At 64.5% G+C, this 11,977-nt stretch carries 10 protein-coding genes; 6 read left to right on the top strand and 4 right to left on the bottom strand.

Going from position 1 to position 11,977, the window contains the following annotated elements:
* Positions 1-863 (top strand): ATP-binding protein (locus tag PSV33_RS15770; RefSeq protein WP_300563224.1); only part of this gene is annotated, 863 nt, incomplete at its 5' end.
* A gap of 123 nt (positions 864-986) precedes the next feature.
* On the opposite strand, the gene PSV33_RS15765 is transcribed toward PSV33_RS15770, so the two are convergent.
* Positions 987-2,033, bottom strand: coding sequence for a homocysteine S-methyltransferase family protein (locus PSV33_RS15765; RefSeq protein ID WP_300563223.1), 1,047 nt, complete (start codon positions 2,031-2,033; stop codon positions 987-989).
* 210 nt (positions 2,034-2,243) lie between these two features.
* Here PSV33_RS15765 and PSV33_RS15760 point away from each other — a divergent pair, with 210 nt between their 5' ends.
* From PSV33_RS15760 to PSV33_RS15750, 3 genes are all read left to right on the top strand, one after another.
* A complete protein-coding gene (locus PSV33_RS15760) occupies positions 2,244-2,636 on the top strand; it encodes a rhodanese-like domain-containing protein (RefSeq protein ID WP_300563222.1) in 393 nt (130 codons plus the stop codon).
* Between the two features lie 99 nt (positions 2,637-2,735).
* Positions 2,736-4,709: a RecQ family ATP-dependent DNA helicase gene (locus PSV33_RS15755; protein ID WP_300563221.1), complete on the top strand. Its 1,974-nt coding sequence runs from the start codon at positions 2,736-2,738 to the stop codon at positions 4,707-4,709.
* Positions 4,710-4,746: 37 nt separating this feature from the next.
* On the top strand, positions 4,747-6,519 hold the full coding sequence (locus PSV33_RS15750) for a 7TM diverse intracellular signaling domain-containing protein (protein WP_300563220.1): 1,773 nt from the start codon (positions 4,747-4,749) through the stop codon (positions 6,517-6,519).
* 82 nt (positions 6,520-6,601) lie between these two features.
* On the opposite strand, the gene PSV33_RS15745 is transcribed toward PSV33_RS15750, so the two are convergent.
* Entirely contained in the window at positions 6,602-8,962 is a 2,361-nt protein-coding gene (locus PSV33_RS15745) for an ATP-binding protein (RefSeq protein ID WP_300563219.1), read from the bottom strand.
* 224 nt (positions 8,963-9,186) lie between these two features.
* On the opposite strand from PSV33_RS15745, the gene PSV33_RS15740 reads away from it, so the two are divergent.
* Both PSV33_RS15740 and PSV33_RS15735 read left to right on the top strand, forming a co-directional pair.
* A complete protein-coding gene (locus PSV33_RS15740) occupies positions 9,187-10,389 on the top strand; it encodes a threonine ammonia-lyase (protein WP_300563218.1) in 1,203 nt (400 codons plus the stop codon).
* The gene (locus tag PSV33_RS15735; RefSeq protein ID WP_300563217.1) at positions 10,389-10,793 is read left to right on the top strand and encodes a PaaI family thioesterase; all 405 of its coding nucleotides are present in this window, start codon (positions 10,389-10,391) and stop codon (positions 10,791-10,793) included. Before PSV33_RS15740 ends, PSV33_RS15735 begins: the two co-directional genes overlap by 1 nt.
* Positions 10,794-10,797: 4 nt before the next feature.
* Here PSV33_RS15735 and PSV33_RS15730 read toward each other — a convergent pair whose 3' ends face one another.
* Together PSV33_RS15730 and PSV33_RS15725 are read right to left on the bottom strand one after the other, a co-directional pair.
* The gene (locus PSV33_RS15730) at positions 10,798-11,397 is read right to left on the bottom strand and encodes an MOSC domain-containing protein (RefSeq protein ID WP_300563216.1); all 600 of its coding nucleotides are present in this window, start codon (positions 11,395-11,397) and stop codon (positions 10,798-10,800) included.
* Positions 11,388-11,843 (bottom strand): glycine zipper family protein, encoded by a 456-nt coding sequence (locus PSV33_RS15725; RefSeq protein ID WP_300563215.1) that lies wholly within the window; start codon positions 11,841-11,843, stop codon positions 11,388-11,390. The genes PSV33_RS15730 and PSV33_RS15725 overlap by 10 nt, the downstream gene beginning before the upstream one ends.
* Positions 11,844-11,977 lie beyond the last annotated feature (134 nt).

Here is an 11,977-nt window from a genome sequence, read left to right as displayed (position 1 = left end):
CCAGCGCAAGGCCTGTCATGACCCAGCCCCCCGAACCCGTCGCCGTCAGCGCCGTGCCCGCCATGGCTGCGTTGCTGCAGAAAATACGTGATGGCGACGATGTGGCCGCGGCCGAACAGGAAATCCTGCGCATCACGGGTCTTCTCGAAGACGAGCTGAACCAGCGCAGTGCCCAGGTGGTGGCCGCCAACAAGGAACTGGAAAACTTCTCCTATTCGGTCTCGCACGACCTGCGCGCGCCTCTGAGCACCATTGACGGCTTCAGCCGCTTGCTCGAGGGTGCCGTGGCCAAAGGCAATGCGGAACGCAGCACGCATTACCTGCAGCGCATCCGCCTGGGCGTAGGCAACATCAACGAGTTGATTGCCGCGCTGCTGGCGGTCTCGCGCCTGCTGCGTGCACCGCTGGCGCCGCAGACAGTGGACCTGGGTGCGCTGGCCGAGGCCGCGTTTGCCGCGCTGCAGGAGGTCGATCCGGAGCGCGCGGCCAGCATCACAGTGCAGCCCGCGCTCATTGCGCAGGGGGACCCGGCAATGCTCAAGCAGCTGGTCGATCACCTGGCCGGCAACGCGTGGAAATTCACCTCAAAAAAGGAACGCGCCGACATCATGGTGGGCAGCCAGGCCGGGCCGGGCGCAGAGACGGTTTATTTCTTCAGGGACAACGGTGCGGGCTTCGACATGGCGCATGCCGAAAAACTGTTCGGCATTTTTCAGCGCATGCATGTGAGCTCGGATTTCCCCGGCATTGGCGCCGGGCTGAGTATCGTGCAGCGCATTGTGGCGCGGCACGGCGGGCGGGTCTGGGCCGAGGCCGAGCCGGAGCGGGGCGCGACGATTTATTTCACGCTGCCGGGCGCCTGAAGATCTGCGGATTTTTTCCGCAGTCGGTGCTTGTCCCGGCGCCTGCTGGCACACCACAACTGCCAAACCAACGCGGGTGGTCAGCAAATGGGGACCCCGGAACAAGCCCGGGATGACAGCACCTCAGGCCGCTTCCTTGTAGAAGTAGTCGCGTTGGATGCCGCGCGGCGCCAGCGGCTCGACCGCCTGGTGGATCGCCCCGATGTGCTCGGGCGTGGTACCGCAGCAGCCGCCCACGATGTTGACCAGGCCCTCCTGGGCGAACTCGCGCAGCAGGCGCGAGGTGACGTCGGGTGTCTCGTCAAAACCGGTGTCGCTCATCGGGTTGGGCAGACCGGCATTGGGGTAGCAGCTGATGAAGGTGTCGCCGGCGACACGCGCCAGTTCCTGGATGTAGGGGCGCATCAGCGCCGCACCAAGCGCGCAGTTGAGGCCCACGGCCAGCGGCTCGGCGTGACGGATGCTGTGCCAGAAGGCGGTGACGGTCTGCCCGCTGAGGATGCGGCCTGAGGCATCGGTGACCGTGCCGCTGATGATCAGGGGCAGGCGTTCGCCGGAATTCTCGAAAAACTCGTCAATCGCAAACAGCGCCGCCTTGGCGTTGAGCGTGTCGAAAATGGTTTCGACCAGCAATACGTCGGCGCCGCCTCTGACCAGTGCCTCGGTCTGCTCGTAATAGGCCTTGCGCAGTTCCTCGAAGCTGGTGTTGCGCGCGCCCGGGTCGTTGACATCGGGGCTGATGCTGGCGGTCTTGGGGGTGGGGCCGAGGGCGCCGACCACAAAGCGCGGTCTGTCTGGCGTGGAAAATTTGTCGCAGGCGGCGCGGGCAATGCGGGCGGACTCGTAGTTCATTTCGACAGCCAGGTCGGCCATGTCGTAGTCGGCCTGGGCCACGGTGGTCGCGCCAAAGGTGTTGGTCTCGATCATGTCGGCGCCGGCGGCCAGGTAGCCTTCGTGGATGTCCTGGATCACATCAGGCCGCGTCAGGCTCAGCAACTCGTTGTTGCCCTTGACGTCCTTGGGGAAGTCCTTGAACCGTTCGCCGCGGTACTGCGCCTCGCTCAGCTTGAAGCGCTGGATCATCGTGCCCATGGCACCGTCGAGAATGGCAATGCGTTTTTCGAGGATGGCAGGGAGTGTGGCTCCGCGGGTGTAGATGGCTTGCTTCATGCCCCGATTTTAAGGCGCAGGCCATACACGGACAAGCGCACGGTCAATTCGAAAGGCGGGACGGACCCCATCCTTCAAGCCGGGGCCGCAGAACCGGCTTTGCCGGGCCGCAGGCGCAGCGTCCCCCGGCGGGACAGCGCATGACACGCAGTGAAAAGTGTGGGGGCCCTGTTTTCCCCTGACAATAGCGCTTCTGTCTGAATCCCCGCCATGAAACACCTCCAACCCAAAGAAGCCTGGGACTTCCTGCAACAGCACCCCGACGCCCTGTTTGTCGACGTGCGCATGGAAATCGAGTCGCTGTATGTGGGCCGCCCGCCCGGCGTGGTCAACGTGCCCTGGTACGAGTACCCTGACCTGACCCCCGACCCGGCCCGGTTTGCCGACACTGTCGAACGCGAGGCCAGTGGCAAGGACCAGCCGGTGTTGCTGATCTGCCGCTCGGGCCAGCGCACGCTGGCCGCCGGCCAGGCGCTGGAGGCGGCGGGTTTTGCCGAGGTCATCAATGTGGTGCACGGTTTTGAAGGCGAGCTTGACGAGCAGTTCCAGCGTTCCACCCTGAGCGGCTGGCGCTTTGACGGTTTGCCCTGGGAGCAGATGTAGCTGATTTTCTGAGGAAAATGAGGCTTCAGCCCTTACTGTACGGGCGCAAACAGCTATTGTTTTTGTAGCATCCTGCCGCCTGTCTTGACGCCCCCTACCTTGCCGCACACTTCACCCCACCCCACCCCGCTGGAGATCCTCGGCCAGGTTTTCGGCTATCCGGATTTCCGCGGTCCGCAGCAGGCCATCGTCGACCATGTGGTGCAGGGCGGCGACGCGCTGGTGCTGATGCCGACCGGCGGCGGCAAGTCGCTGTGTTACCAGATCCCGGCCATTGCCCGGCAAAACGCCGGCCACGGCGTGACGGTGGTGATCTCGCCGCTGATCGCGCTGATGCACGACCAGGTCGGCGCGCTGCACGAAGCCGGCGTGGCGGCGGCCTTCCTCAATTCGACGCAGACGCAGGAAGAAAGCAGCGCACTGGAAAAGCAGCTGCTGCGCAACGAGCTGACCCTGCTGTACGCCGCGCCCGAACGCATCAACACGCCGCGCATGAAAGGCCTGTTGGGCTCGCTGCACGAGCGCGGCCTGCTCAGCCTGTTCGCCATCGACGAGGCGCATTGCGTGAGCCAGTGGGGCCACGACTTCCGGCCCGAGTACCGATCGCTGAGCCTGCTGCACGAAACCTTTCCCGATGTGCCGCGCATTGCGCTGACGGCGACGGCCGATGCACTGACGCGCCAGGACATGATCGAGCGGCTCAAGCTGGAAGACGCGCGCGAATTCGTCAGCAGCTTCGACCGCCCAAACATTCGTTACACCATCGTTGAAAAGACCAACGCCACGCACCAGTTGCTGCGTTTCATCGAGAGCGAACACGCGGGCGAGGCCGGCATCGTCTATTGCCAGTCGAGGAAGCGCGTGGAAGAAGTGGCCGGCATGCTGGAAGACGCCGGCCTCAAGGCGATGGCCTACCACGCGGGCCTGGACAGCAGCCTGCGCCAGCAGCGCCAGGACCGCTTCCTGCGCGAGGAGGGCATGGTGATGGTGGCGACGATTGCCTTCGGCATGGGCATCGACAAGCCCGATGTGCGTTTTGTCGCGCACCTGGACATGCCGAAAAACATCGAGGGCTACTACCAGGAAACCGGCCGTGCCGGCCGGGACGGCCTGCCGGCCAATGCCTGGATGACCTACGGCCTGCAGGACGTGGTGAACCAGCGCCGCATGATTGACACCAGCGACGCGGCCAGCGAGGAGTTCAAGCAGGTGATGCGCGGCAAGCTCGACGCGCTCCTGACCCTGGCTGAAGACACGCGCTGCCGCCGCGCCAGCTTGCTGGCTTATTTTGGCGAAGAGATGGACAGCGGCCGCAGCGACGGGCCGCCCCAAGCAAGGCCAGCCCCCTCGGGGGGCTGCGAAGTACACGCAGTGACAAGCGTGGGGGCTCAATATTTCTGCGGCAACTGCGACAACTGCCTGGCCCCGCCCAAGGTGTGGGACGCCACCGAAGCCGCACGCAAGATGCTCAGCTGTATCTACCGCGTGCAGCAGGCCAGCGGCATCAGCTTCGGCGCCGGCCACCTGATGGACATCCTGCGCGGCAAGACGACCGAAAAAGTGCTGCAGCATGGCCACGACAAACTCAGCACCTTCGGCATCGGTGCCGACCTGGCCGAGGTGCAATGGCGCGGCGTGCTACGCCAGCTGATCGCCAAGGGCATGGTGCGGGTCGATCCGGACGCCTTCAACACCTTGCTGTTGTTGCCCGATGCGCGCCAGGTGCTCAAGGGCGAGGTCAGCGTGATGCTGCGCGAGCAGGCGCCGGGCGGTTCGGCTGACAGGCGCAAGGGCAGCAGCAAAAAAGGCACCAAGACCTCCGCCAAGGGCCTGGCCGAAGCCTCGCTCAACGCCGGCGCGCTGGAGCGTCTGGCCCGGCTCAAGGCCTGGCGCGCCGAGGTGGCGCGCGAACACAACCTGCCGGCCTTCGTCATCTTCCACGACGCGACCCTGCGGGCAATCGCCGAGCGGGCGCCGCAAAGCACGGCCGACCTGGAGGGCATCAGCGGCATCGGGGTGAAGAAGCTTGAAGCCTACGGCAACGAGGTTCTGCGGGTGTGCGGGCCCGCCTGAGCCCTGGAAATTCAGGCACCTGCGGCACAATAGGCGCGTGTCCAACGTACAAGCCCTCAACTTCTGGCGTGCCGCACTGGCACGCGGCGTGAAGGCCCTTGCGGGCGCCGTATTTCTTCAAGTGCTGCTGCTGGGCGGTCCCGCATGGGCTGGCGGGGAAGCGCTGACCCTGGGCCGCGACAAAGGCCCGGTGGCGCTGACACAGGCGCTGGAGTACTGGGTGGATGCGGGCGGCAGGACGCCGGTGGAACAAATTGAGGCCGGCACCGGGCGACTTCCCTTTGCCGCCGTTGTCGCCGTTGTCGCCGACAAAAAATACCGGCTTGACGACGCGGCGCTCTGGCTGCGCTTCGACGCCACGGTGCAGGACCCCCTGGTTCACTGGAAACTGGAACTGCCGATGTCCGGCGTGGACAAAGTCGCGCTGTACTACCGTGACAGCCTGGGCCGCTGGGTGGTGCAGCAAGCCGGCGACACCCTGCCCATGAGCGCATGGCCCCTGCCCGCCCGTTACCCGGTTTTCTCCCTGAACCACGAGGTCGGGGCCAGCGTGCGTTACTACCTGCGGGTGGAACATGCGCGCGTTCCTTTTTCAACCTTGCCCCGGGTGCTGAGCGCCGAGCGGGTGACCACTTCGCGCCAGCTGGAGCACCTGTTCCTGGGTGCCTACTTCGGGTTGGCCTTGCTGGTGACGGTATTGGCCCTGATCAATGCAGCGGCCTACCGAGACCGGGGTTTTGCGACTTATGCGGTTTACCTGGGCACATTTGCCAGCTCCCAGGCCGCCTTCAAAGGCCTGGGCGGCCTGTACCTGTGGCCGGAACTGCCGCAGCTCAACAACATGACGATTGTCCTGCTGCCGCTACTGGCCGCAGCAGCCGCGTTGTGGTTTGTGCGCACCGTCACCACCCCCGGACGCTTTTTCAGGGCACTGGACTGGCTGATCCTGGCACTGATGGGGCTGGCGCCGCTGGTCGGCCTGCTTGACGCTGTCTTCCCGACCCCCGAAAGTTTTGCACTCATCAACATTCTGGTCAGCGCCGGCATGGTGGTGCTGCTGATGGTGGTCGGGGTGTCGCTGGTGGAAGGCGACCGCCACGCACGCTGGATAGCGCTTGGTTTTTTACCCATCATTCTGGCCACCCTGTTCCCCTTGCTGCGCAATTTCGGGCTGATCGCGTCAAGCTTCCTGACCCAGAATGCGCTGATTCTGGGCTCGGCCGTCGAAGCGCCCATTCTTTTTTATGGCCTGCTGCGCCGCGTGACCCGGCGCGTCGAGCCCTCCACCCGGGCGAGCACCCTGCGCACCACCGACCCGCTGACCGGCCTGCTCACCACCCGGCCGCTGCTGGCCAGGCTGCGCCAGGCGCTGAGCACCTCCGAGCGCTACCAGCAACCTTGCGCGCTGCTGGTCATCGACCTGAGCAACCACGCCCGTCTGCAGCTCGAGCATGGCCGCGAAATCGGTGACCGCGCCATGGTCGTGGCCGCAGCGCGGATACTGGCCGTGACCAGGCCGACCGACACGGTGGCGCGTGTGGGTGACCGCCACTTTGCCTTGTTGCTGGAAGGGCCCATGACCAGCGACTCGGTGAACCGGCTGGCCACCAAAATCCTGGCCAGTGGCCTGCGAACCACGACTGAATTGCCCGATGCCGATCCGCTGCAGTTCCACATCGCAATCGGCTACCTGGCCGGGCCCGCACGCCTTGCCCCCGAGCAGGCGCAGGCCTGCCTGGACCGCATGATGCAGGTGGCGAAGGAAATGAACGACGGTTCGCGCAAGGCCATCCGTATGATCCAGCTCTGATTTGAAGGAGAAACAGGCGGCAGACCAGGTGCGCATTGCGCAGGCAGCTATGAAAAATATAGCGAAGGGGTCTGCTGGTTTCTTACTGCGTAAACCCCATGCTGCGCGCCTCCCGCACTTCGGGCTTGATCCGGTGTTCGGCTTCGAGCTGGCTCAAGAACTCTTCAGCGGTGAACTCCACCGCCAGGATATCGGTCTGCCGCCTGACTGCGGCAAAGTCACCGGGGCACAACTGCGCGAGCCTGGCCAGACGCAGACTCAAGCCGGCGTCCATCAGGCAAGCGTTGCCAGCCAGCGCTTCAGTCACAAACATCTTTTCGCGCTGTGTGGCGGTCAGGGGCATGAATTTGATCTTGAAGGTAAAGCGCCGCAAGGCCGCCTGGTCCAGGCTCTCCAGCAGATTCGTGGTGCAGACAAAAATTCCGTTGAAGCGCTCCATGCCTTGCAGCATTTCATTGACCTCGGTCACCTCGTAGGTGCGCTGCGCGCCGCGTCGGTCCTGCAAAAAACTGTCGGCCTCGTCGAGCAGCAGCACGGCTTTTTCGGCTTCGGCCTCGGCAAACATCGCGGCCATGTTCTGCTCGGTTTCGCCCACATACTTGCTCATCAGGCCGCTCGCCTGCCTGATCAGCAGCGGGCGCTCCAGCGTATTGGCCAGGTGCTCGGCCAGCGCCGTCTTGCCGGTGCCGGGTGCACCGTAAAAACAAAGGGCGCCATGGCCGCGGGCCTTCAGCGCAGCCACGATGCGCGGTATTTCAAAGCGCGACTCCACGTTAAGCATGGCCAGGTCGTAAGTGGTGACGCTGCGACGCCCGGCGGCGTCGGCCTTGTTGCCCAGCGCCTGGTCGGCGTTTTTGAGCTGCCGCTCGATCAGCGATTCGGTCAACGCAGCGTGGCCGCCCGACAAAATCGCGCCCATGCCGGCGCCATCGGTTTCGGCGCCCGGCGCGCTGGCAAGTTTGGCAAAACGTACCGCCGTGCGAATCTGCGCCGGGGTCAGGCCCTTGCGTGCGGTGAGTTTGGCAAGAAAGGTCTCGCTGACCGGCACGCCCTCCAGCGTCTTGCGCACCAGGGCCTCACGCGCACCTGGCGGCGGGGACTTGAGCTCCAGGTGGTAGGCAAAGCGGCGCCGGAAAGCCGGGTCAATCTGCTCGATGCGGTTGGTCACCCACAGGGTGGGCACGGTATTGGACTCCAGAATCTGGTTGACCCAGGCTTTGCCATTGACGGAGCCGGTCGCAGGCGCCGTCATCTGATCGGAGCGCGCCAACAGTTGCGCGGCCTCGCTGGAAATCGCCGGAAACACGTCTTCGACCTCGTCAAACAGCAGCGCGGCATGGGCGCTGCCTTTTAGAAACACCTGGGCGATCTGCAGTGAACGGTAACGGTCCTTGCCGCTCAGGGAGTTGCCGTCACGGTCAGCGTATTCGACTTCGAACAGATCGAGCCCGGCAGCCTGCGCGACCACCTTGGCCAGCTCGGTCTTGCCGGTGCCAGGGGGACCATACAGCAGCACATTGACCCCCATTTCCCTGCCCTCCACCGCATTGCGCAAAAGCGCCACCAGCACCTGCACATCGTCCCGGGCAAAGTCAAAATCGGTCAGCGCGAGGCTGCTGCGGTCCACCGGACGGGTGAACACCGCCATCAACTCGTTCTGGTCACGGTACTCACGCATCAGCACCGGCGGCAGTTTTTCGCTGACCTTCATCAGGTCGGCCAGGTCGGTGATGTTGTGCTCGGAAATCAGGTTTTCAACCATGCCGATACGCTCCAGGCGCGAGCCCGCGCGCAAGGCTTCGGCCACCTCGCTGGCCTTGACGCCGGCCACCTCTGCAATCGCGGCGTAGGCCTCCGGCGCATTGTTGACCTTGAACTCCACCAGCAGGGAACGCAGGTCGCGCTGGTAGCGCGCCAGCGTTCCGTACAACAGCAGGGCGCGTTCTGCCTGGTTCAATTGCAGCAGATTGGCCAGAGCGTCGATGTTTTTCTCGACCAGCGTTGACTGCTTCTTGAGCGCCTGGGCCAGCCAGTCGCCGGTGGCCGACAAAACCGACAGCAGGTCCCTGGGCTGGTCCTTGGCGTATTCGTCGAGGTAAAAGAATAGTGTTCCCTCCTCGTAGGGGCCGCGCCAGGCACCATGACGGCTCATGAACGCGGCGTCGCCCAGGGCCTCGTGGCCCTGCCAGAACTCATTGTCCCGGCAACGGCGTGCGAGGAATTCCCGCAGGCGCTGCAGGGCAGGCAAAGGCCACACCAGATGGCGGCCCGAGAGCGACAGCAGGCTGTTCAAGTCGCGCCGCACATTGAACTTGGCGCCCTGCCGGGCCGCCAGCGTCAGCACAAAATGCGAGCACATCAGGTCCAGCACCGGCGCCTCTTTCAGGCCGGGAGAAAGCAGCAGCGGACCATGCCTGTCAGCACTACCCGAACGCTTGCTCATTGAGACACCTCCGGCCCGGAAAAAGGCCACAGCAGTTACACATGCACCGTGAGAACGTATGCCCAACCATAACGCAGCTTCTTGCCCGATGGAAGACGCCAGGGCCTGTTCGCACCATTTATACATCCGGCATAAACAGTGTGAACAGGGCCTGCCTGAATACCCCGTGTGAATTGCGCCACAAAACCGCGCCACAATCGGCACTTCTCCCGGAGGGCTTTCCCATGCTTGCTTTGACCGATATTGAGGCTGCAGCGCTTCGCCTGCAGGGCCAGTTGCTGGATACCCCCTGTGTGGCGTCCAAAACCCTGTCGCACATCACCGGTGCGGACGTTTTCCTGAAGTTCGAGAACCTGCAGTACACCGCCTCCTTCAAGGAACGCGGCGCCTGCAACAAGCTGGTGCAGCTCTCGGGCGAAGACGGCCGACGCGGCGTGGTGGCCATGAGCGCGGGCAACCACGCCCAGGGCGTGGCCTACCATGCGCAGCGCCTCGGCCTGCGCGCCGTGATCGTGATGCCGCGTTTCACGCCTGGCGTCAAGATCGAGCGCACGCGCGGCTTTGGCGCCGAGGTGGTGCTGCACGGCGACACGCTGGACGAGTCGCGCAGCCACGCGCTGATGCTGGCCGAACGCGAAGGCCTGGTGTTCATCCATCCCTATGACGACGAAGCCATCATTGCCGGCCAGGGAACGGTGGGTCTGGAGATGCTGCACGCGGTACCCGACCTCGACACGCTGATCGTCGCCGTTGGTGGCGGCGGCCTGATCGCCGGCATGGCGACGGCCGCAAAGGCAATGCGGCCCGGCATGGAAGTCATAGGCGTGCAGACCTCGCGCTTCCCGGCCATGGTCAATGCCATCAAGGGCACACACTATCCCCAGGGCAGCAGCACGATTGCCGAGGGCATAGCCGTCGGCACGCCCGGCGTGATCCCGCAAGCCATCATTGCGCGCCTGGTGGACGATCTCGTGCTGGTGGACGAAGGCGACATCGAACAGGCCATCGTCATGCTGCTCGAAATCGAAAAAACGCTGGTCGAAGGGGCGGGCGCGGCCGGTCTCGCGGCCCTGCTCAAATACCCCGACCGTTTCAAAGGGAAAAAGGTCGGCCTGGTACTCTGCGGGGGCAACATCGATCCGCTGCTGCTGGCGGCCATCATCGAGCGCGGCATGGTGCGTGCCGGCCGGCTGGCGCGCATCCGTGTGAGCGCGCGCGACGTGCCCGGCTCACTGGCCAGAATCACCGCCATGGTCGCTGATGCCGGCGCCAACATCGACGAGGTGCATCACCAGCGGGCCTTCACCATGCTGGCTGCGCAGAACGTGGATATCGAACTCGTCATCCAGACACGTGGGCGAGAGCACATTGCGCAGGTGCTGGACGTCCTGAAAATCGCCGGCTTTGAAGCGGTGGAGCAACAATGATGGACGCCGACACCCTGCAAGCCGCCTTGCCCGGCTATTTTGCACCGTGGGTACAGGCGCTCGGCCTGCAGGTCGCTTCGCTTGACAGCCAGAGCGTGACCTTGCGCCTGCCCCAGAACGCGCAGCTCTCGCGGGTCGGCGGCATGCTGTGCGGCCAAGCCATGATGGCCGCCGCCGACACCGCCATGGTGCTGGCGCTGATCAACCATTTTGGCGCTTTCAGACCTTGCACCACGGTACAGATGAACAGCAGCTTTCTCAAGCCCCTGTCGAACCAGGACGCACTGGTCGAGGCACGCGTGGTACGCGCCGGGAAGTCACTGGCCTTTGGGGAGATCGACATTCGCGGTGCGGACGATGGCAAGAGCATTTGTCGCGCCACGACAACCTACGCCTTGCTTTAGTCCTTCAACGCAGGTGTTTGCCCATTTTGGCGGCAAACAGCTGGCCCATACTCACGCTGCGCCGGCCGGGCAGAAGTTCGAAGCTGTCTCCCCCGCTCAAAGTGCCTGGCGTGAGAACGGACAGGTAAAACCCGCAAAAGCCACTCTGCGCCATCAGCCGGGACGCCCCCGCAAAACCCATCGCTGCGTTGAGTTTGTAGCAGGGCTCGCGCGGGATCCGGATCTGCAGTTCACAGTGAGGAAACCTCAGCACATCACCTGCCCATACGTCGCTTTCCAGCAGACCCTGCAACGTGAGGTTTTCGCCCAGACGGCCAAAAGGCAAGCTGTCGTCGATCTGATCCAGTCCCCGTTCCCTGCGCGCAGCCTGCCAGAACGGGTAGTGTTCGGCCGGGTAGGCATAGACGGCTTTTTCAAGCCCGCCGTGCACCGAAAGGTCGGCCTGTTCGTCACCGAGCAGGCCCAGAGGCAATACGGGCACCGGGCCAGCCACGGCCTGTTTGCCCATGGCCGTGAGTATCTGGCGCCCTCCCATGCTGACGCGCCGGGCAGTGGCAAGCTGCACAGAAAGCAGTCGCTGTGATGGCAACAAGCTCAATTCCATCCAATCACGTCGAAACCCTTGTCGCCCATGCAACGCTGCACGTAGGTGCGGTAGGTGCTGCTGGGCCGGTCAGGGCGGAACGCGCCCTGAACAGCGCCCGCGGAACCACCAACGGCGGCGCCGCCTGCACCGGCGCGGATCACGCCTTCGGTACCCCGGCCAGTGATCAAGGCGCCCACAGCGGCGGCCACACCGCCAGTGGCTGCGCCGACACCGGCCCCCCGGGCCACCGCGTTGGTGTTCTCGGCAGGCGTCAATCCTGCAGCAGCAGCCCGGGCCATGCAGACATCCGCCTCGGCCCGGCCCTGCGCGTCGCCGACGCGATGGAGCGTGGCGTTGGGATACAGAACGGGGCGCGCTGAGGGGCTGGCCGAGCCGGTACTGGCGCAGCCCGGCAAGACGCCCAGTACCAGTGCAAGAACACAGCCGCCGGCGCGGAGTGACATCTTACGGTGCATGTTTTCGACTCCCGGGTTGAATTGCAATAGCGCCAGCCGGATGCGACCGGACGGCACAACAACGGCTTGCCGTCCTCGTTTGCGGAGCGCGTTCATCCAGGCAGCTTGTAGCCGTCAGGGCC

It is taken from the genome of Polaromonas sp. (genome assembly GCF_029945895.1).
Classification (GTDB): Bacteria; Pseudomonadota; Gammaproteobacteria; order Burkholderiales; family Burkholderiaceae_C; genus Polaromonas.
This window is presented reverse-complemented; position numbering and strand designations above follow the sequence as displayed.